Source organism: Chitinophaga silvatica (assembly GCF_003419895.1).
Lineage (GTDB): Bacteria > Bacteroidota > Bacteroidia > Chitinophagales > Chitinophagaceae > Chitinophaga > Chitinophaga silvatica.
This window is the reverse complement of the sequence record NZ_QPMM01000007.1, coordinates 458,145-481,067: the sequence shown is the minus strand read 5'-3', so window position 1 is coordinate 481,067 and position 22,923 is coordinate 458,145. Positions and strand designations below refer to the sequence as shown.

Below are 22,923 nucleotides of genomic sequence, written 5' to 3'. Positions count from 1 at the left end.
TTATTTTTCTAATCCTGAAATAATATTCTTCCTTGCCTGATCTCCGATAAATGGATTACCTGCATTATCTAAAACTTCATTACAAATTTTTAATGCTGCATTTCTGCCATATTTCTGCGCATATGCCATTAATAATCTATAATCATCTATTCCCTGTTTAAATGCTTCCCATCTCCTGCTACTGTTTACATTTGCATTATCGTCGTATACTACATTATAATCGGCCGACTTCCCATCAAAATCATCCCATAGGGAAGTGGCTCCCTGCTCGTGCCCCGCATCCGCATATTGCCAGAAACCAATTCCAGTAAGTCCATTTGCGAATGCCCTCCAAGCCATCAATCTATAATATCCATACGGAGGTAAGGATTTGGTAGGTTTCTTTGTATCGTATAACCAAATACTTTGAGAGGAAGTTTGTGCCTGTTTCGCGGCCGCGATAAGTTGATTGGTATTATAAACCTGAGCTATATCAACCAGTGGCTGAATTTCGGGTAAAGATTTAATATCTGATATTGTAGCAAAAAATCTGGCACCAGGTATCTGTGATTTAGCATAAGTGACAAAAGACTTAAATGCTGCAATCTGGGATGGTTTCACCTCATCTATCGGATAGAGGTATATATTGGATGGAGAAATTCCTTGTTGCTGCAATGCAGCCTGAAGATCTTTATACCAATTGGCAAATGTTTGTTTACGCGTTTCTGTCCAATAGCTCTGATCCTTTGCAGTGATATTTAAGAAAAGTAAAACCTGCTTAAAACCTTTGACCATTGGTAGCATTTTTTGTAATGCTTCATTACTGCTAACAGGTTTCTCTGGCAGTAAAATACCAGGATGAAAAACAAATGTGTTTACACCATGATCAAGCAGATCGTTATGTGCGGCTACCGGCCTTTCCTTTAGTAAAGGATCATTGAAATAAGCCCAGACATTTACATCGGGCGTCTGAGTAAATGAATTAAAATTTGTTGAAGCAACAGTAATATCAATAGTTTGCTGAACCGCACCTACCTTAAGTTGGAGGCTGGCATTACCACTTTTTACAGGTTTGATCCTAAGCAGTAAAACCTGTGTTTCATTTGGCTGAACATTAAGGGTAGATCCATCAGCTATTGGCATTAAGGCATCAGGAACCACTTTAAAATCGCGGCTCTTAACCGGCTTCGCCCAATATAGAGAGGCTATTCCAGCATTTGAAAACGATATTGGCAGCTGTTGGGGGCTGCCTGAATTATTTGTTACTACTACTGTCGTATAGGTTGTTAATCCAACTATTGTATGAATTGGTTCTTGCTTTTGTGCCAGCTGATCAGGAGAAGCCCAGGAACTAACCAGCCGTTGAACCACCAATGGACCGATGGCTGCACCGGTTGTAGCAACTGCACTCCTGGCAGCAAAGCGCTGATCTATTGATGTTGTTCTTTGGCTTTTAATCAAGCTATCAATATTTTCAGAATGAATAGCAGGTGCTAATGCCTTTACATTTCCTTTAGCTGCAAAGACCTCTATTTCATCTGTAAAAAAATAACTTCCATTTGGGATTACCACCAGTTTTAAAAATTGTGCCTGCCTATCTACCTGTTGAGTAATGGAAGTAATCTGGTAATATGAATCTTCATGCTTTTGTTTCATCATATCGCCAATGTATTGCCACGATTTCTGATCATTGCTGGCAAATACCAGTATACAAAGCGGCAGGTTCACCTGTGCTTTTTGCCCGGTTACTGTATTTAATTTAATGGTTCCTACAGATGAGCCAGATGGCAATGTCAGATCAATGGTAACACGATTCACATTTTGCCAGCCAAGCGTACCGGGATCTTTCCAATACATATTTCCTGTAACAAATTGGCCATCAGTGAGTGTAGCCACATTACTCTGATTTTTAGTCAGGCTATAATTAGGCATAGGATCTACAGTTGCCCGAATGCCTTTTATTTGCTGGGCAGTAGTTGCGATGTATAACATCAGCAATCCAAACAGAGATCCTATTTTAATTATTCTCATCATCCTATTTAATTAAAGAATAAGTGAGTATTAATGCCGAATAACCAAGCAAACAGCCAATTACCAGACGTTTTCTTTCTCCTGTTGTTCTCGAAAAAAATGCTCCTGCAAATATTACATACACTACAGGGTAAACAGCCATAATCCTTCTCGTATCGGCATTTGAGCTGGCACCCAGAATTAATAATACAGCTATCAGAAAAAGGAATCTCCATTCTCTGACCAGGAACAGTGGGTTCCGGGGTTTAAAAAACAGACTATAAATAATCACTCCCCATACTATAAACCAAAACAGAGCAGCCAACGACCATGGAAAATAAAAGGGTTGATCTTCCAGTACTGCATAAAACGGAAATGGTAATGTTTGAGAGAATAAACCAACCGCCAGATGCCGAACGCCAAAAGGTAATCGAAGCAGCATGCTTCCAAAAGATCCTAAGCCGGCATTGGTCATTGAACTATCGAGATAATTTTCACTGGTAGACTGAATCGTGTTAAACCCTTCCTGCAATAATACAACCTGGGTAAGGGCACATAAGCCCAGCAGGAGTAGGATTGGTATTTTCAATTTATTCAAGGTTGGATATCGCTCGTCTGTAACAAAGAGATAGATATATGTGAGCAAAAGTGAAATTGAAAACAATCCATGTTCCGGCCTTATGAAATAAATAATTATCGTAAGCAGCATGGCTGCCAGAATACCCCAGGCACCTTTACGATTCAGGATCAGTAAAAAATAAAGTCCAAAAGCTACACCTATATGAACATCCCTTAAATAAATAGCAGAGAAAAAGAAATTATAGGAAAAGAAAGCATAAATAATAGTAAGGTTTACACTGATATCCTGTCTTAGGTTTGTAGATAGCATACTAAACAGGATAACCAGTATAAATGCAGAACAGAAGACTATTTGTAATTTTTGAAGGATGATTGAGTTATGATCTATTGATTTAGCGGCAAATCCCAAAACACTCGACAACCATGCAAATCCTTTCCAGTCGGAGGAAAAGAAATCATTACTGTAGAAATTTGTAATATCACCAATACTACGCATAGAAGCTACTCTGTCGATATATGTATAAAAGGTTACAGAGTCTTTTGCGTAAAATGTATCTTTAAACGGGTCCTGAACATAAAGCGTATTGGTGACCAACATGAAAACTCCATACACCAGGAAAAAGCTCAGAAATATTTTGATACCCGCCTGCCGTCTTTCTGCCTCTTTAAGCATACTCATAATGCTTAACTGTCCGATAGCCAGCAGTAATATATTAAATAGAAAAGCAGCCAGGCTTTCTGCGCACAAGCCAGCAATACAAGCGAATATAAAATTCAGCAGGTAAAGTATATTGATATGTCCGTTCCTGTACTTCATAATTATCTGCTCACGATTTTCCCTGCCATAGCAGTATTGGAAAAGGTTGTCAATACTCTTTCATATGCCGATATTGAAAGCTGATTTCTCAATTTTTCGTTACGCAATAATTCCACAACTCTGCCGGTTAATTCTTCTCTGCAAAATGGATCGATCAGGTATCCGGTTTCACCATTCACTATAGCTTCGCTGGTACCTCCCCTGTTGCCGGCAATTGATGTTTTACCACAAGCGGCAGCTTCCAGATATACAAGGCCAAATGATTCGTAATATTGACTGGGAAGTACAAATACATCACAAACAGCCAGGTACTGAGATAATTCCGCTCTTGCCAATCCACCTGTAAACAAGACTTGTTCTTCAATTCCCAATTCTTTGGCCCGACGGCGTAAAACCGGCAGATGGTCTCCATCTCCGGCGATAATGCAGATCGTATCCTGAACCTCCTTCAGTATGGCAGGCAGACATTCGAGCAATACTTCCTGCCCCTTGGGTTTCACCAATCGGGATGCTGAAAGCACTATTTTTTTAGATGGATTTAATTTAAGTCTGGATTTCAGTTCAGTCACTTCATCCATAGATCTCTTGTAAAAGATCTCTGTATCAATACCATGTTGAATTAACTGAAGTTTGGATTTCAGAGGAGATGATTCCCATAGTTCATACTCTGCCTTACTTACAACCACTATTCGTTGTTGTTGAGCCAGGAATTGCATCATCTTTGTGGGAATGCCTGATAGCTTAAGCATTCGCGATGGATTGTTGAAAAAGCTGCTTTGCTCACCTCCATGCAATACAGAAACAGAACGATTACTGATACTTTTTAAAGCGCCGGCAAAAAAAGCTCCCATTTTTTTAGCTCTTGCGTCACTAAAAATTATGAGATCGTAGGAATGTTGTTTGATTAAAGTATTTAGACGTTTATATAACTGATAAAAATGAACAAGTGGTTTACCTGAAATAGTGTGGCAGGTAATGTTCCAGGTAGCCGAGAAGGCAGCCAGGAAGGCTGTGTTTCCGGGAGTTTGATAGGTAAGCAGGTCTACCTTCTGGCCATTCTTCACCAGGCCAATAGCCAGATCATGGGCGTAAACGCCCGCTCCTCCGATAATGGGCGGAAATTCGTAAGATATGATTAAAATGTTTTTCATCTCCAATTTATGACTATCAACAATCTTCTATGAGATCATTGAATGTTCGCCTGATTTTATGACTATACTCCATACTCATTTCAGGCACTATATATTCTTCGCTAAATGATTTCAGTTTTTGAGAAATAAGGTATGGCTTAACCTTACATTGATGCTTCATTGCCAGGATTAGTGCATGCATTCTGCCCGCATAAACATCTGAAGCAGTCTGATAGAGCGCTTTCAGGTCACTTACTGTTGAAATAGCTGCTACAGAAAGTTCACGGCCATATTCCGATTCCACATACTCTTTAAATGCCAGTGTTTCCACTGCATCCGTAATGGTTGTATAGAATAATTCTACTGTCAACCCCTGTAGTTCATATTGTCTGACAATTGAATACCATTCCTCAAAATATTCAGCTTTTGTTTTCCCATTCTTATTATACCTGACAAATACCTCCTGGTAACTGGTTACACCAACAAGCGCTTTACGATTTGAGTTGATGGCTACATTACTATTCTTACTGTTGTAAAATGCAATATCCGGAGTTAGAATAGCAGTAAGACCAAATTGATCTTTCAAGACAGACTGAGAATAGGCATCTCTTACCCAGGCAATATCAATTCTCGAAAGTGCATTTGAAAAGTGCTTTCGTTCCTGATCATTAAAGGAAGTACCAACTCCCACTCCTATCAGCCAGATTTTTGCATTTGAATGTTTTTTAATCAGATCTGTCCACCAATCCATAGCAATGGCAAAACGGCTGGTGAATGAACGGCGGGAAGATTCAATAAGTTGTCCGCCTCCGATTACCACCAGATCATAATTCCCTTTTTTCAATCTGTTAACTATTGCGTTGTAGTTTTTCGCAATCCAGTACCAGCGCGAGAATTTGAGTTTCACTAACTGTAAAGCAGAAAGTTCTTTTTGAAAAACTGGCTGAGAGTTCAGATAATTATATACAGGCAACTGACTGATAGCAGGATTGGTGAAATATGCAAAATCGGTAGTATAACCACCATCCTGAAGCAGGTTAGTCACACTTTCCCTGATAGCCTGGTCACCCAGGTTATTAGAAAAACCTTCATTCACAATTAATGCCCTTTTCATATATACTTTCTTATCAATTTTAAAACTAATGAGCGTTGGTCTTTATTCATGGTTATATACCAGGCGAAAGGCAGGCTACCTAGAGCAATTATCAAAGCCCAGGCCATTAAACCAAACCAGGAACCCGGCACTGCCAGCTGTCTTGCCACATAGGATAACATTAATACCCATACGAACAAGCCACAACCTCTTACAATAGATGGGTAATAGAACCAGGAGCTCTGGCCTAATGTTCTGGCAGCATAAGTAGGCGTAAACAAAAGGTTCTTTATAGTTAATAATATTGCTGATACAATGGCAACGCTGTAAATACCCCAATCGAAATATTTAATTACCAGAACTCCTAATAAGAGATTTAAAATTCCGCAAAAGAAAGACGTCATCCCAGGCACCTTAACCTTATTATAGACCGAATTAATTGACAAAATTGGCAATACGGCCAGATTGAAGATCAAATGACCAGTGAGTAAAATCATAAGAGGATAAAACTGTACAAAGTGTTCTCCCACCCATAACTTCAGTATTACATCTGAATAGGCAACAATAATACCAATTGGTACAGCCAGTACTAAGCCCATAATTACTACTGAGTATTTGGAAAATTTCAACAGACTGGTAAAATCTTTATCAGCATAAAATTTATAGACTACGGGTGTAAAAATGGCAACAAATACACCGGCAAAAGATCTTAGTAATGTATGCCATTGGGCTACAGTGCTAAATTCACCCGTAACAGCAGGACCATAGTAATGATTAAGAAGAATGATGTCGATATTAATAAAGAGTAATGTTCCTATCTGATTCAGTACAAGCCAAAGGCTCATGGAAGCCATATGCCTGACAACCGCTTTATCGAAAGCGGCAAACCTGAGCTTTAAATATGGGAATTGAATTTTAATCCAATACACAGCCGCAGCAAATGTAAGTACGGATGAAACCAGAAAAGCCACACCAATCCAGCCTAGTGTACCCGAGATGTTTAAAAGCATAAACACCAGCACTGTTCTTACAACTATTTCAAGAATTGCAATAATCCGCTGAATATAAATCTTGTTGGCAGCAAATGCCGGAACCAGAAATAATCCACGTAGGAAAGTCAGGACAAAAGAAGTAATAATTGCTGTAAACACCCATCTCAGAGCTCCTTTACTATATCCCTGATAAGAGATCACAGCATCTATATCCCATAAAAACCAGGCAAGAATTGGAAGCATTGCTACAATTAACAGCAATGCTGATAAGATGGAGGATGAATAGATAGTAGTAGCAGTTTTTTCATCATTACCTCTTATTGCAAGGGTAAAGTTTCTTCCAACAGCTGCATCAATAGCAATGGTGATAATCGACAGGTAAGAGCTGAAAGAAGTAGCCAAAGCAATAATACCATACCCTTCTACCCCTATTTTAGAGATGTAGAATGGAACGACAATCAGTCCAAGTATAATATTCAGAATAAGGGCGAGAAAATTAGTTGCCAGGTTTAACGACATCTCATAGCTCACCCCTTTCGTTGACATTGCTATCAATTACCAAAGTTTTTAAATGATTACTATTTATTAAAATCGTGCGTCCACAATTGATCTATCAACACAAGCTTTGGTATCGAAGATGACACCATTGTTGCGACGATATTTCAGGAAGTCGAATTGTAAAAACTCTTTGTGGGCTACTGCTACGATGATGGCATCATATACAGCGGAAGTATCAACTGAATTAGAGATATGTAATCCATATTCTTCTTCAACTTCTTTAAGATCGGCCCACGGGTCGTAGATATCGACATTTAAACCGAATTGCCTGAGTTCATGGTAAATATCTACCACACGGGTGTTTCTTACATCCGGGCAGTTTTCCTTGAATGTAATACCCATTATCAGGGCTCTGGAGCCTTTGATTTTATGGTCTTTATCAATCATTAGTTTTACCACTTTATTGGCTACAAAGTGGCCAATATGGTCATTTACCCGACGACCAGAGAGTATTACCTGGGGGTGATATCCTACGGCTTCTGCCTTATGTGCCAGATAATAGGGATCCACTCCGATGCAGTGACCACCAACCAATCCTGGTTTATATTTAAGAAAGTTCCATTTTGTACCGGCAGCTTCTATTACATCATTGGTATCTATTCCAATTCTATCGAATATGAGTGCCAGTTCATTTACAAAGGAAATATTTACATCCCTTTGGGCATTTTCAATTGCTTTTGAAGCTTCTGCCACTTTAAGGCAAGGAGCTTTATGAGTGCCTGCTTCAATAATTGAGGCATATAGTGCATCCACTTTATCTGCAATCTCCGGGGTAGAGCCGCTGGTAACCTTTTTGATTTTAGTTAGCGTATTCACCTTATCGCCCGGATTAATTCTTTCTGGAGAGTATCCGACAAAGAAATCTGCATTATATTTCAGTCCGGATACTTTCTCCAGCACCGGAACACAAACTTCTTCGGTACAACCGGGGTAAACAGTGCTTTCGTAGATAACGATATCGCCTTGCTTAAGAATTCCACCAAGCATTTCAGATGCTTTTATGAGTGGTTTAAGGTCCGGAGCTTTGAATTCGTCGATAGGCGTTGGTACCGTTACAATGAATACATTATATTTCTTAAGATCTTCAACGGTAGAGGAAAATGCAAGCCCTTTATTGCCTTCAGTACTGGTATTTAGTTCCATTACGGCATTGAGGTCGTCCAGCTTTGCTTCGCGGGTCCGATCTGTTCCGGTTGCCAGTTCTTTTACACGGTCTTTATTGATATCAAATCCCAGGACTTTATACTTTTTACCAAATTCAATGGCCAGGGGTAAACCTACGTAACCTAGTCCTATTATTGCCAGCTTAACATTATCTAGGCTGTCGCTATGCTTAAACTTCATATTACAATCTGTCTTTTATCTCTTTTTTAATTTTATAACTTTTGGCTCTGTAAAAGCCTTGTTTAAAGAAGATATACCAGGATATAGATAATCTCGCACCGTTGGGATCACTCCACTGCCGCCTTCTTTTTCCATCTTCCCAGGAAACCTTTCTTAGTGGTAGACTGGTAACCATAACCGTATCCATATCCCGAGCCATATCCATAGCCATAACTGCTCTTAGTTTTAACATCATTTATAACTATGTTGATTCTAGGTAACTTATGTTCTAAATACATATCCCGGCTAATCTGCAGTTGCTGTTTGAATGTTACTCCATGTCTTACCAGGTATAATGTTGCGTCTGCAAACCGGGCCAATACCTGGGCATCAGTTACCAGTCCGATTGGTGCAGAATCGATTATGATATAATCAAAATGCTCATTCAGAAATTTGAACAATTCCTCGGTGCGGGGTTGCAACAGCAATTCAGTTGGGTTAGGCGGAATAGGGCCAGATGTAACCAGGTACAAATTTTCATGAATCCCTGAAGGCTGAACCAAAGATTCAAAGGATGTTTTCCCGATGGCAAAGGTGCTGAAACCTTCCCTGTTGGAAATACCGAGTCGCTCTGCAATTTTTGGTTTCCGCAGATCCATTTCCATCAGAATCACCTTCTTGCCGGATATAGCCAAAATGGTAGCCAGATTGGTAGATACGAAGGTTTTTCCTTCACCACCCATACTGGAAGTAAGCATTACACATTTATTGGTAATATCCGATAGTACAAACTGGAGGTTGGTTCTTAAAGCCCTGAACTGCTCGGCTACCGGAGTTCTCACATCCATTCCTGTGATAACCGGATTTCCATTACCATGACCGATTTCAGCTAAAATTGGCACAGGTGTGTGGTTGGTAACGTCCTGTTTCTTCATTACCCGTCTGCTAAACAATTCCCTGCAATAGAGATAGGCCGCAGGAAGGGCAATACCCATGATTGCCCCTAATAGTAGAATCAGTATTCGTTTTGGTTTAAATGGTAAGGCATCGCTTTTAGCATCATCAATAATTCTGGCAATTGCCATATTTGATGTTTTGGAGATAGCAGATTCTTCTCTTTTCTTTAACAGAAAAAGATAGAGTTCCTGCTTAATCGACTGCTGTCTTGAGATATCCAGGAACACTCTTTCCTTGCCTGGTACTTCTCTGATCTTCTGATGAATCGAAGCAGCATTCCGTTCCTGTTCCAATAATGAAACCTCTATTCCTTGTTTGAGGGAAGAAAGGTTGCTGATCATATCGGCTCTGATACCAGCCAGTTGCTGATCCATATTTACGACCACCGGATTGGAGGCAGTACTGGACATCATCGCTCTCTCTCTTTCCAGCTGAAGTGTATTATATCGTTGTACCAATCCTACAAATGTTGGGTCCTGCACTATCAGGGAGGATGGTACTACCCGTTTGTTGTTGGCTTCATCTCTGATATAGCTTTGCAGTGAACTTACAACATTTAGTTGTACCTGCTGTTCCAATAATTGTTTTCTGGCATCTCCACTTCCTTCTACCAGCAATTTGGATTGTGCAGCTATATCAGCGATTTCGTTTGCCTGTTTAAACTGCTGAATATTTTTTTCAACACCCGAAAGTTCCTGGGTTACTATCATTAACCGGTTATCAATAAATGCGATGGTACTGTCGGCTATCCGGTTTTTATCTTCCACACTGGCCTTCATGTATGTGTTGAGCAGGGTATTGAGTACCCGCTCTCCCTTTTGGGGAATACGTGTATTCAGGCTCAAATCAATGGTGCTTACCTGTTTATTCGGAATTCGTACGTCTAGTTGTTGTTGGTAGTTACCTACAGTTTCGTCTATGGAGGCAACTTTTACACGATAACGCTCATTGAGGAACGGAAGGCCTGTTTTATTTATCCTCACCACCCCTTCCGGTAGGTGCAGAGTATCTTGCCAGGAAGCTTTTCTGCTGTCATTACCTCTGGTTAACTCAAATTGCCCCTGTCCTACCGGTGTGATGGTATAAGTTGTTTTTTGAATACTATCGTTTAATTCTATCCACTGAAAAATAAAAGGCAGATTACCGTATTGCTCACTTTCTTTGATGCGTCCCTCAACAAAATAGCTGGTATTTAGTTGGAGAGTTGTGACCACCTTCTGCATCAGAGTGCGTGACTTCAGTATTTCTACTTCATTATCCACACTGCTTTTATTTGAAAACACTGCTAATTGCTGAAGTATTTCCTGACCGGGAATATCACCTCCTTTATCATCATCTTTTACCAAGATTTTTGCATTTACTTTATAGCTTGAAGTTGTATATCTCAAATATCCCCATGCTCCTGCAGTACAAAGGATTACAAATAAGAGAAACAAATACCAGTGCCCAAGAAAAGCATCGAGAATATAACGGGGATTAGGTCCGTTATCTTTTGCCGGCTCACCCACACTGATGCCGTTAAGCCTTGAAAATATTTGATCTGCCATAATTCCGAATTAAAAGGTTTAGAAACTGATCCTTGATACAGCCACAATCAACAATGATAAAATTGATGTCATGATTGATATTCTTTTCACCTGAGTAAGATCTGTGCTAGACACCTTAGCTTTATTAGGTTCCACATAAATCACGTCTCCCTGATGGAGATAGAAATATGGGGAAGTGAACAGATTACTTTCATTCAGATTAAACCGAACAAATTCTTTAGTTCCATTCTTATCTCTGATCAACAGCACATTTTCTCTTTTCCCGTAAATGGTCAGATCTCCGGCCATTCCAATAGCATCCAACAAAGAAACCTTCTCGTTAGGCATAACATAAGTTGAAGGTTTAGCAACTTCTCCCAGTACCGTTACCTTAAAATTGGCAAAGCGCACATTTACTACAGGATCTTTATAAAATTCAGCTGCTTTAGCCTGAATATCATCTCTGATCATATCTGTAGTTTTCCCTTTCACCATTACTTTACCGATCAGCGGTAAAACAACATATCCATCTTTATCTACCAGGTAGCCAGTAATTGTATTGGCAGAAGACGGACCAGTAACATTACCGGATGTTGCCGTCTGCTGATTCAATAAAGTTGTGGCAGCCGGATCAAGGGTCTGAATTGAAACCTGCAAAATATCATCCGCTTGTATAACCGGCGTATAATATGCTGCCTGTTGGATCTCTTTCAGCTTGATTGTATCCGGTACATCTTTGAAATAAGTAATATTCTTTGGTGTAGAACATGCTGCTAATAACCAAAGCATGACCACTCCTATTACGCTCAAAAGCCGACAGTTTTTGTACTTCTCCATGATTCGCTCACCCATCATTTTTACACTTAAAAAAAATTATATAATCATTGTTCCCTTATCCAACTCTTCGTAGGTCGAATTCTTACTGATAAATTCAGGAACCAGTTGTTTCATTTTAGCGACGGTTGGAGTCAGATAATGTTTACGCGCCGATTCAATCAACATATTCACCTGTTCATTCACTTCAGAAAAATCGGCAGATCTAACTTTGGCTATCATGATTTTTTCGTGGTAGGTTGGTAAGGTATTTTCTGCATTATTCAGTAACTCTTCATAAAGTTTTTCTCCGGGTCTTAGTCCGGTAAAGACTATTTGAATATCCCTGCCAGGTTCTTTACCTGTCATGCGAATCATTTTACGGGCCAGTTCAGCAATCTTCATTGGTTTGCCCATATCAAATACAAATATTTCTCCTCCTTTCCCCATTGAACCAGCCTCCAGTACGAGCTGGCAGGCTTCGGGAATGGTCATGAAATAGCGGGTAATATCGGGGTGCGTTACGGTTAATGGTCCACCTTTTTCCAACTGTTGTTTAAAGCGGGGAATTACGGAACCATTGGAGCCCAGCACATTACCAAATCTGGTGGTAATGAAGCGGGTAGGCGGAGTGTTATAAACCGGGCCAAGCTTCTGGTATTCTTCATTAAGAAAATTATTGAATGATTGGGAAAAGATCTCAGCAATTCGTTTGGAGGCACCCATTACATTTGTTGGGTTCACCGCTTTGTCTGTAGATACCATTACAAATTTCTCCGCACCATATTCTACTGCCAATTCAGCTACTACCTTAGTTCCCAGTACATTATTCATTACGGCGATGGAGGGATTTTTTTCCATCATTGGAACATGCTTGTAAGCGGCAGCGTGATATACCAGTTGCGGAGCATAAATTTCAAAAAGTTGCTGCATTCTAACCCTGTCGCATACATTTCCGATGAATGGGATAACAGGAACTGAAGCTCCTTTTTCTGCAATCTCCAGCTCCAGTTCATGTAGGGGAGATTCGGCCTTATCACACAACACTATGACCGAAGGTTCATAATTGAGCAATTGTCTGACTATTTCACTTCCAATTGAACCGGCAGCTCCGGTTACCAGAATGCTCTTGCCTTTAATTTCCTGACTAAGTTGTCTGTTTTTTATATTGATAACCGACCTTTCGAGGAGGTCTTCAATATGAATATCCTTCAACTCAATACTGTTATTATTATGGTTACCTTCTGTCCACTGGCTCACCGGAATAATTTTTTGTACCCGAATATTAAGTGACATACAAGCCTCCACCAGTTCATTAAGTTGAGCCGCGGGCAGATGTTCATCCGGAATTAATAATAGACTGGCTTTGGCATTTTTAATCAGTTTATACATTTCATTTTTCCTGAAAACGTATATTGGCAGCCCTTCCAATGATTTACCAGCATGATTGTATGTATCTGCAAGAAATGCAGTGATACGGAGTTCGGAATTTGGATCGTCACTAATCGCTTTACGGAGTATTAAACTGGAGTGACCAGTATAATAGATCACAGCTCTGGTTTTGTTAACTGCCTTAAAATTATTGTAGTATTTAAAGGTCCATTTAACGATCAGTCGGTATGCCAGTAACAAGCTACTGTTGATAAAGAAATTTATCAATATAACTGATACGGGAAACAGGGGCTTATCTGCAGCAGGATGAATGAGATAATCGATAACTAAATAAAGTCCGCCACACATCAGATTTAAGGCAGCAATCCTACCAATATCGGTAAGACCTGTAAATCTCACAATGCCTCTGTAAGTACGTAAGGCTAATGACAGCAGTACATTTACAGTTCCTGTAATTACAACAATGGTTGTTAGTGGAAAGTCTAACAATGCATCAACATCAAAATTCAATCTAAGTAAAAAGGCAAGATTGATGGCTACGATGGAGCACCCCAGGTCTAATAGCAAAATAAGCCATGAGGGGGTAATCCATGATGAATTACGCACCATAGGTTTCAATAATAAGATATGGTTATAAAATGCGAACGCTCGGCTGATCAACTAAATCCCTGCTACCCGAAAAAGGTTCTCATAGCTCACAGTGTTAATAGTCGATACGTTGGGTTTGATATGGTTATTCGGTTTTCAAAGTTATTGCAAAGTAATAACTAAAATTGATATGTGTTGTTATGAAAACGTAAAGTGTGGATAATTTTTTTCCGCTACGGTTTCACATACACGCAATACAAACCCAGACCGACTATTATATTCGATCTCTCTGATCAATCCATCAGCTAGCTTTCAATTTTATTCTTATATAACTTATAAGAATATACGAAATATGCCTGGCGATTTTATAAGCATCCTATTTATACCGTAATGATCCCAAACTTTTATGATGAAGCTTGTGTGCTCTGCTTACAATATGCACTCCGATTGGTGGCTGGAAGGCATTCTTACATCCCATCTGCTCTAAAGTGATGATAACATGATTCATGGTCTTTCAATTTTACGGTTAACGCAGTTTGATATGGTCTAATAATAATATGGTTAAATTACTGCGTCGAGATTTTCAATCGCTCCAACTGAACAAACATTATACCAATTTACATTCTAAATCAATTGAATTGGTAATGAAAAAGTACAATAAATAATTGAGGAAGAAAAGAATTAAAATATTATTAGCGTTAAAATAATATGCCTCAAAGACGTAAAACAGCAATAGCATTGATCTATTTTGCCCATAAGATATTTCTGCTGTCTTACGCCTTTGAGGCATATCATATACGTATATGCTTCGGGGTATTATATTAATATGAATACGGCTAAACTTTTGGCACCATGTGCTCCTAAAACCAGCGACTGCTCAATATCTGCGGTCTTTGACGGCCCTGCAATAAAAACACCGAATCCGGTATTGATGGTTCCTATTACATCATAGGCATCGTGCATCGTGGCCAGAATTTTGTCGGCCTTTAATACAATCGACAGATGCTGACAAATAAATGGTAATACTCTAACCTGTAAATCTTCTTCAGCCAACCAAATCGCTCCATTCTCTGCTACACCCCACTGTCCCTGCACAATAGCCATATCAACATTTTCGAGCATATGCGGATCTTCGTTGGCCCATGATGGTGATTTCTCTCTGGCATCTGCAATCCGTGTTAATTCAGGATATTGTGCTTTCAAAATATTGGGAATATCCTCCACATTATTAATTTCAAACACAGTGCCTCCCAATGCCTCCAGCACCTTCCTGTAAGCAGCAATTGTGGAGGGCATATTTCCAGATAAGTCATTCAATCCTGGTAACGCACTCGGCTCAGGCTGGTTTTGTTTGATTGCTGCTAATATTCTCTCTCTGCTACTCATGAAGATTGCTTATTTTTTTTGTACCACTCAGAAAATGACTGGGCCGGTGGCGCTGGCATTTCCCGCTGCTTATACCAGGGATTCAATTTATTGTTTACCATTTTCGGGAAGGCTTTCATCACCCATCTTCCCATCTTTCCTGCGGCCTTATAGGTTTTAGGACTAGACAGCACCCCATTCATCACTTTCATTGCTACTGTTTTAGTAGCCGGAGTATATCCTTCCTGTACTAATACCTGACGCCATTTATATAACTGCTGATGAATATCAATTTTAACCGGGCATACATTTGAACAGGAGCCACATAATGTGGAAGCAAATGGTAAATCTGCATAGGCTTTCATATCCAGATTCGGCGCCAGAATAGACCCTATAGGCCCTGCTACCGCAGTATGATAGCTATGCCCTCCACTCCTCCTGTAAACCGGGCAGGTGTTCATACAGGCACCACAACGGATACACTTTAACGAATTCCTGAAATCCTCTCTCCCCAACTGCCTGGATCTTCCATTATCTACCAAAACTATATGCAGTTCTTTGCCCTCTCCGGGCTTCCTGAAATGGCTCGAATAGGTGGTAATTGGTTGTCCGGTTGCACTACGTGCCAGCAGCCTTAAAAACACCCCTAAATGCTTACGCTGAGGAATGATCTTCTCAATACCCATACAAGCAATATGCACATCCGCCAGATGCGCCCCCATATCGGCATTTCCTTCATTCGTACAAACCACCATCTCACCTGTTTCCGCCACCGCAAAATTTACTCCTGTAATCGCTACTTTAGATTGCAGGAACTCCTTGCGCAAATGCAACCGGGCTGCGGCTGTAAGAAACTGCGGATCTGCATTTCCGGCCGGTGTTCCCAGATGCTCATGAAACAATTCCCCTATTTCTTCTTTCTTCTTATGAATACAGGGAAGAACGATATGACTTGGTGGCTCCTTCGCCAACTGTACAATTCTTTCTCCCAGATCGGTATCTATTACTTCAATTCCATGTGCTGCCAGATGAGGATTGAGATGACATTCTTCCGTAAGCATCGACTTACTCTTCACAATCCGCTTAGCCTGATGCTTCTGAAGAATCTCTGTAACAATTCTGTTATGCTCTTCTGCATCTGATGCCCAATGGACGATGGCTCCATTAAGTTTCGCCTGTTCCTCAAACTGTAAAAGATAATCGTGCAGGTTACCCAAAGCATGCAGCTTGATATGTGATGCCGTTTCGCGCAACAACTCCCACTCAGGTATACTCCAGGCCATCTTATCTCTTTTGGCACGCACCCACCAAAGTGTTTCATCATGCCAGTTCACTCTTGGCTCATTTTCGTTAAACCTGTCGGCCAGGGTTGCATGATCAACTGTTTGCCTGCTCATCGGTAGGTTGATTTAAAATTTCAGCAATATGCATTACTTTAATCTTCGAGCCTTGTCGGCGCAGGATGCCTTCGAGATGCATAAGACAACTCACATCGGTTCCGGTAATCACTTCTGCTCCGCTATTAACATGGTCGACTATACGATCTTTACCCATTTTTACTGATATGGCTTCTTCTGTAACACAGAATGTACCTCCGAATCCGCAGCACTCATCTTTTCTTCCCAGTTCCACTAATTCTGCACCTTTCACCAATTTCAACAACTTTTCAGGTTTTGAAAATGGGGAGGCTACCAGCTCGCTCATTTGTGCAAGGCCCAATCCTCTTTGGCCGTGGCAACTCTGATGCAATCCGATCTTAAAAGGGAAAGAGGCGGGTAAACTGCTAACCTTTAATATATCTGTAAGAAATTCGGTTAGTTCATATATCCGGTGGCGAATTTTAGTGGCCTGTGCTTCTTTTGCGGGGTCGTGCAGATGGTCTTTAATATGTAACACACAACTACCAGAAGGCCCCACTATATAATCGAAGCTTTCGAAATTCTCAATAAACAAGCTATTGCATTGATGGGTCAGATGTTCGTACCCCGAATTAGCCATAGGTTGTCCGCAGCATGTTTGTCCTTGAGGAAATGCCACTTCACATCCTAATTTTTCGAGGAGTTGCAGTGTGGCAATACCAACCTGTGGGTAGAACTGGTCGATATAACATGGAATAAATAATCCTACTTTCACGATCAAAATGGTTTAATAGTCATCCAGCCTTGCAAATTTAGTTGTCAGCCTACTAGTATTCCTCCCTCTTTTTTACCGGTTACTAGCACAATTTTCACCGGATAAAAATAAAAAACCGGGTTGTTGGTAGCAACCCGGTCTGTCCTGCTTTCAGCGATATTAAACCTAATTAGTTATCACTCATTATCTTTTCTTCCTGTTTTTTCTTCAAATACCATTGCACAGCACGGATTTCGGCATAACTGGCTGCCTCTCCCACTCTTTCTTTAATTGGGCCGGCGGCGGTAGCACCCAATTCACCAATATGTTTAAGTATTAAACGCATTGTTTTCTCCGAAACGAATTTTTCTATGTCCATTTCTCCTGCCTCCACACATTGAGCAAGATGGCTTTCAATAGTACCAACAGCCAATTGCCTGATAGTGGCAATATCTGCGATCGCTTTTCCACTCAAATAAAGTTCCAGTGTGCCGCGGCGGCTACTGCCTCTTTCCACTTTTCCACTGGCTTTTTCTTTTACCGGAGCTATTTCTGCAGCCGCACCCTCTCTGAGTTTCAAGTAATCTTTGAGCCCGGTAGTAAATTTCAGGTCGGCATATTCTACTTCCCAGACATGCCTTAATTTGCTCCAGCAATCGGCTTCCAGCGCCATGAGCTGTAGCAGATACTTTTTAGCCTTCGCTTTCTTAACAGCAGTTATTTCTTCCTGAATAGGCTGAATAATATCTTCGTATATGCTTTGAGTGAAGTAACCGATAGCTTTACTCACTCTTTCTCTTAATGGTTCCATTTCACCGGTTTGCACTGCGGTATCGAGCAACTGATGTAACTGGAGAACGAATTTGGCAGCCACTTCAGTTTGCTGCTCCACTTTGGCCGACAATGCTCTGCTAAGTTTAAGAGCGGCATCGAAATCCGGGAGTTTTTTATCCTGAATCCATACAGCAAAGCTTCGCATGGTTGTTTGCATTCTGTACCAGTCGAACAACTGCAGCAAGGCGGTTGCCTGGTACTTCTTCCTCTCCATTTCCAGCAGTACCACTAATTCGTTGGCTTCATTCTCCATTTCTGCGAATGCAATTACCTGTCTGTCGGTTTTAATACTTCCATGTCCAATTCTGGAATGAAGTACCAATCCATCCAGGGAGGTACAACGGCTCAGTGCCACATATACCTGACCGGGAGCAAAAGCGTAACCGGCATCAATGATAGCCTGTTCGAAGGTTAAGCCCTGGCTTTTATGAATAGTAATAGCCCATGCCAGGCGAATAGGGAATTGGGTAAAACTCCCAATTTCTTCCTCTTCAATGCTATTATCTTCCGGATTAAAGGAGTAGCGGATATTTCTCCAGGTTTCTTTTCCCAATTTCAGTTCTTCATGAGAACCCGCTAATACCAAAATAATTTCTTCGTCCTGAATTTCCTTAACGATAGCCAGTTTCCCGTTGTAATACCTACGGGGTTGTGCCAGATCATTTTTCAGGAACATTACCTGGGCACCAACTTTCAGTTGTAGCAGTAGTTCTGTTGGTAATGCCTTATCGCTAAAATCGCCATCAATCTTGCCTTCAAAGCGAAATACTTTTCCCGGCATTTCTGCTAATCGGCGGGCATTGATCTCGTCGGCTTTTCTATTGTGAGTTGTCAGTACTATATATTCCTCATCTTCTCCCTTGAAGGTTGGATCATATTTTTCGTTGAGCAACTGAAGATCGGTATGTAAGACTTCACTATTTCTGACTCTGTTCAGAATATCGATGAAGAGTTGTTCATTTTGTCTGTATATTTTTTTCAGTTCTATATACAGAGGAGGGCTTTGTTCAACCGCTTTTGAAGCGAAAAAGAAGATGCTGTCGTAGTATTCAGACAGCATACTCCATTCGTTATCCGGCACTACAGGCGGTAACTGGTAAAGATCCCCGATATAGAGTACCTGCACACCACCAAAGGGGAGCAAAGGTTTATTTCTGAAGTGACGCAGAATAGCATCAATAGCATCGAGCATGTCTGCTCTTACCATACTTACCTCATCGATGATCAGTAGTTCCATTTCCTGGAGCAATACCTTCTTATCGTTGGTAAATCTAATATTTCTGAAGAGGCTATGTTTGTCTGTGGTGCTGATATCATCTGGGCTAAAACCTCTTTTAGTACCCGGGATATAAGGTCCGAAAGGTAGCTGAAAGAAGGAGTGCATCGTAACGCCGCCGGCATTAATGGCAGCTACACCGGTAGGTGCAACTACAATTGTGTTTTTACGGGTATTTTCTTTTATGTATTTAAGAAAAGTAGTTTTACCTGTACCGGCTTTACCAGTCAGGAAAATGTGGCGGTTCGTATGGTTTATGAAATCTGCCGCCAGGTGAAAGATGATATTTGAACTATCCGGTTGGGGCATTATTTATTGCATTGAAAAGGGCGAATATACGAGGTTTCTCGCAAAGGAGCAAAGGGAGGTTTCTCGCAAAGAAGCAAAGGGAGGCAGAGTGGCAAAGAATTTTAGATGATTTTAGATTGATTATATAATGATGGAAATTATTAATGATTTTTTAGGTTGATGGGGATTTGGAAAAGTATTATGGTAGAGGTGTTTGGTTAAATTTTTGGTTGATGGATTTTTAATGATTTTTTAGGTTGATGGGGATTTGGAGAAGTATATGGTAGAGGAGTTTTGATTAATTTTTGGTTGGAGGATTTTTAATGATTATTTAGGTTGATGAGGATTTGGAGAAGTATTATGGTAGAGGAGTTGATTAATTTTTGTTTGATGGATTTTTAATGATTTTTTAGGTTGATGGGGATTTGGAGAAGTATATGGTAGAGGTGTTTGTTAAATTTTTGTTTGATAAATTTTTTAATGATTATTTAGGTTGATGGGCTTTGGAATGATTATAAAGTCTGATAAAGTTTGGAGCAATATTTAGTTTAATGATAGGCGATCATCCATCTAAATATTGAAAATAAAAAAAGCGAAGATGAAAAAATCATCTTCGCTTTAGAAATTTATACTCGTTTTAAATCTTTGCGACTCTAAAATACTCAGCGTCATTGCGAGATAAAACCTCGAGTTGCGAGTTAATTATGCTAATCTTACGTTAACAGCATTAGGTCCTTTTCTACCTTCTTCTATATCAAAAACTACACGGTCATTCTCGCTGATGCTTTCTTTGATGCCAGATACGTGAACAAAAATTTCCTGTCCAGAACCTTCGATTTTAATGAATCCAAAACCTTTAGTTTCATTAAAAAATTTTACTACACCTGTTTGCATTGTATATTATATATTTAATTGTGAACACATTTAGCCTTTTGATAAACAGGGGGCTACCTGGGCGACTAGAAGAAAAACTGTAAAAAAAAGCTGAATGAGAGAAAATTCTGACACAGAATTGAAATACAATATCTTTAAGAAGCGCAACGAAGATAGGCGTTTATTGCATACGACCCAATTTTTTTTCAATTTTTTCCGCACTGATTTGTAATTCCATATTAAAATATATTTTCGCATTATATATGAAACATCCTGATGCCTGGCGAGTAAAAGCCATATTAACAGGCTCTGCCGGGAATCTGGTAGAGTGGTACGACTGGTATATTTACAGCACTTTTTCTCTGTATTTCGCCCCTGTATTTTTTCCTAAAGGGAACTATACAGCCCAATTATTAAATACAGCTGCCATTTTCGCCGTAGGCTTCCTCATGCGCCCGATCGGAGGATGGCTATTCGGACGAATTGCGGACCGAAGTGGCAGAAAAGTAGCAATGACCCTCTCCGTTTTCCTGATGTCGCTCGGCTCACTGCTCATTGCATTTACCCCTTCCTTCAATACAGTTGGTGTATTCGCTCCCCTATTACTACTTGTTGCCCGATTATTACAGGGCCTGAGCGTAGGAGGTGAATATGGTACTTCAGCCACCTATTTAAGCGAGGTTGCAACAAGCGAACTAAGAGGCTTCTACAGTAGCTTCCAATATGTTACAATGATAGGTGGGCAGCTTACTGCATTAGGAGTGCAGATGCTGTTACAAAAGGTGTTTCTTACTCCGGAACAGTTGCACGACTGGGGTTGGAGAATTCCATTCATTATAGGAGCTGCCCTGGCCTTTTTCGCATTATACCTGCGTCAGCATATGCAGGAATCCACCTCCTTTGAAAAGATAAAGAACGAGAAAGGTAAAGGCACCTTAAAACGACTGTTTAAGGAACATCCGCGGGCAGTAATAACCGTAGTTGGACTAACAATGGGCGGTACGCTTGCCTTCTACACCTATACTACCTATATGCAGAAATTCCTGGTAAATACAGTACATATCAGCATTGAGCGTTCAACCATGATCACTTTCTTTCTGATGCTGATCTTTGCCTGTTTACAACCCTTATTCGGTTGGATTTCTGATAGTATAGGCCGTAAACCACTGCTGATTGGATTTGGTGTAGCAGGTACTTTATTCTCTGTACCATTGCTGACAGGTATTAGTCATGCCAGCTCTGAATGGACAGCATTCTGGCTCATCCTGATTGCACTTATTATTGTAAGTGGCTATACTTCCATTAATGCGGTGGTAAAAGCTGAAATGTTTCCTGCAGAAGTACGGGCATTAGGAGTTGGGTTTCCTTATGCGATAACAGTGGCACTGTTTGGGGGCACTGCCGAACCAATAGCATTGTACTTTAAGAAGATCGGACACGAACCATATTACTACTGGTATGTAACTTTCTGTATCTTCTGCTCACTGATAGTTTATATATTTTCTATTGATACTAAAAAAACTTCTTTGCTGGATAAGGACTTGTAACTTCTTTAATACTGCCATCTGTATATCCGATAATTAAACGGGTGGCATAATGAATGAATAATCCGTTTTCAACAATACCTGGAATATCATTCAGTGCAGCATGCAATACCTCTGCCTGCTGAATCTGATTAAAGGAACAATCTAAAATCCAATTCCCGTTATCTGTTACAAAAGGAGTATTTCCTATATGCCTGACCTTCGGATTAGCACCCATATCTACCAGGTGTTTGTAGGTCAGCTCCCAGGCAAACGGAATAATCTCTACAGGTAATGGGAAACGCCCCAATGTTTCAACTACTTTACTTTCATCCACTACCACAATCATTTCTCGGGAAGCGGCCGCAATTATCTTTTCTCTCAGCAAGGCCCCTCCTCCTCCTTTTATCAGCTGCAGCTGCCCGTCTACCTCATCCGCCCCATCTATATCGATATCTATCACCTCTACCTCGCTGAAAGGTATTAATGGTATCTGCTCTTCTGATGCCAGAAGTTCTGATTGCACTGATGTTGCTACCGCCCGGATACTGAGTCCATTTCTAACCAGCGTTCCTAACCGCTTAATGGCGAAGTAAGCAGTACTACCGGTTCCTAAACCGATAGTCATTCCAGGCTTGATAAATTCAACTGCTCTTTCTCCGGCAGCTCTTTTTCCTGTATCCATATTCCAAATATACTTTGAACGGAGAGTACTTATAGGAATTTTTTTAGATCCCTTTAAATCTATATATTTAGATGCTGTTTATAAGACTGTTGCGTATGCACATTTTTGCCAGAATCATTTGTTTGTCAATCAGCCTGCTCTTATATTCTAATATAACTTATTCCCAAACCTGCGGGCAACGGGGGCAAACTCCCTCCTCTGCGTTTCCGG

At 40.4% G+C, this 22,923-nt stretch carries 17 protein-coding genes; 1 reads left to right on the top strand and 16 read right to left on the bottom strand.

The features are described 5' to 3' along the window. The 15 genes from DVR12_RS15365 to DVR12_RS15300 all read right to left on the bottom strand — a co-directional run bounded on the left by DVR12_RS15365 (window position 1) and on the right by DVR12_RS15300 (window position 20,526). Entirely contained in the window at window positions 1-2,013 is a 2,013-nt protein-coding gene (locus tag DVR12_RS15365) for a glycoside hydrolase domain-containing protein (RefSeq protein ID WP_116976671.1), read from the bottom strand. A 1-nt stretch (window position 2,014) separates the two neighbouring features. Further along, window positions 2,015-3,385, bottom strand: a complete 1,371-nt coding sequence (locus tag DVR12_RS15360; RefSeq protein WP_116976670.1) for a hypothetical protein — start codon at window positions 3,383-3,385, stop codon at window positions 2,015-2,017. A gap of 2 nt (window positions 3,386-3,387) precedes the next feature. Beyond that, the gene (locus tag DVR12_RS15355) at window positions 3,388-4,536 is read right to left on the bottom strand and encodes a glycosyltransferase family 4 protein (RefSeq protein ID WP_116976669.1); all 1,149 of its coding nucleotides are present in this window, start codon (window positions 4,534-4,536) and stop codon (window positions 3,388-3,390) included. A 16-nt stretch (window positions 4,537-4,552) separates the two neighbouring features. Further along, complete coding sequence (locus tag DVR12_RS15350; protein WP_116976668.1) at window positions 4,553-5,629, bottom strand: polysaccharide pyruvyl transferase family protein; 1,077 nt, start codon at window positions 5,627-5,629, stop codon at window positions 4,553-4,555. After that, window positions 5,626-7,146, bottom strand: a complete 1,521-nt coding sequence (locus DVR12_RS15345) for an oligosaccharide flippase family protein (protein WP_116976667.1) — start codon at window positions 7,144-7,146, stop codon at window positions 5,626-5,628. Before DVR12_RS15345 ends, DVR12_RS15350 begins: the two co-directional genes overlap by 4 nt. A gap of 39 nt (window positions 7,147-7,185) precedes the next feature. Then, window positions 7,186-8,502, bottom strand: coding sequence for a nucleotide sugar dehydrogenase (locus DVR12_RS15340; RefSeq protein WP_116976666.1), 1,317 nt, complete (start codon window positions 8,500-8,502; stop codon window positions 7,186-7,188). A gap of 107 nt (window positions 8,503-8,609) precedes the next feature. Then, entirely contained in the window at window positions 8,610-10,985 is a 2,376-nt protein-coding gene (locus DVR12_RS15335) for a GumC family protein (RefSeq protein ID WP_116976665.1), read from the bottom strand. An 18-nt stretch (window positions 10,986-11,003) separates the two neighbouring features. Further along, the gene (locus DVR12_RS15330) at window positions 11,004-11,753 is read right to left on the bottom strand and encodes a polysaccharide biosynthesis/export family protein (protein WP_233522401.1); all 750 of its coding nucleotides are present in this window, start codon (window positions 11,751-11,753) and stop codon (window positions 11,004-11,006) included. Between the two features lie 84 nt (window positions 11,754-11,837). Next, window positions 11,838-13,778 (bottom strand): polysaccharide biosynthesis protein, encoded by a 1,941-nt coding sequence (locus tag DVR12_RS15325; RefSeq protein ID WP_233522400.1) that lies wholly within the window; start codon window positions 13,776-13,778, stop codon window positions 11,838-11,840. 355 nt (window positions 13,779-14,133) lie between these two features. Next, a complete protein-coding gene (locus DVR12_RS28015; RefSeq protein ID WP_262511922.1) occupies window positions 14,134-14,265 on the bottom strand; it encodes a hypothetical protein in 132 nt (43 codons plus the stop codon). A 308-nt stretch (window positions 14,266-14,573) separates the two neighbouring features. Further along, complete coding sequence (locus DVR12_RS15320; RefSeq protein ID WP_116976663.1) at window positions 14,574-15,143, bottom strand: LutC/YkgG family protein; 570 nt, start codon at window positions 15,141-15,143, stop codon at window positions 14,574-14,576. Next, complete coding sequence (locus DVR12_RS15315) at window positions 15,140-16,519, bottom strand: lactate utilization protein B (RefSeq protein ID WP_116976662.1); 1,380 nt, start codon at window positions 16,517-16,519, stop codon at window positions 15,140-15,142. Before DVR12_RS15315 ends, DVR12_RS15320 begins: the two co-directional genes overlap by 4 nt. After that, window positions 16,500-17,255: a (Fe-S)-binding protein gene (locus DVR12_RS15310; RefSeq protein ID WP_116976661.1), complete on the bottom strand. Its 756-nt coding sequence runs from the start codon at window positions 17,253-17,255 to the stop codon at window positions 16,500-16,502. Before DVR12_RS15310 ends, DVR12_RS15315 begins: the two co-directional genes overlap by 20 nt. Before the next feature lie 169 nt (window positions 17,256-17,424). After that, window positions 17,425-19,653, bottom strand: a complete 2,229-nt coding sequence (locus DVR12_RS28065) for a helix-turn-helix domain-containing protein (RefSeq protein ID WP_116976660.1) — start codon at window positions 19,651-19,653, stop codon at window positions 17,425-17,427. Between the two features lie 681 nt (window positions 19,654-20,334). Continuing rightward, the gene (locus DVR12_RS15300) at window positions 20,335-20,526 is read right to left on the bottom strand and encodes a cold-shock protein (RefSeq protein ID WP_089760857.1); all 192 of its coding nucleotides are present in this window, start codon (window positions 20,524-20,526) and stop codon (window positions 20,335-20,337) included. Window positions 20,527-20,768: 242 nt separating this feature from the next. On the opposite strand from DVR12_RS15300, the gene DVR12_RS15295 reads away from it, so the two are divergent. Then, a complete protein-coding gene (locus tag DVR12_RS15295) occupies window positions 20,769-22,052 on the top strand; it encodes an MFS transporter (protein ID WP_116976659.1) in 1,284 nt (427 codons plus the stop codon). Here DVR12_RS15295 and rpiA read toward each other — a convergent pair. Continuing rightward, the gene (rpiA, locus tag DVR12_RS15290) at window positions 22,018-22,713 is read right to left on the bottom strand and encodes a ribose-5-phosphate isomerase RpiA (RefSeq protein ID WP_116976658.1); all 696 of its coding nucleotides are present in this window, start codon (window positions 22,711-22,713) and stop codon (window positions 22,018-22,020) included. The two genes, DVR12_RS15295 and rpiA, sit on opposite strands and share 35 nt — an antisense overlap. Between the last annotated feature and the right edge of the window lie 210 nt (window positions 22,714-22,923).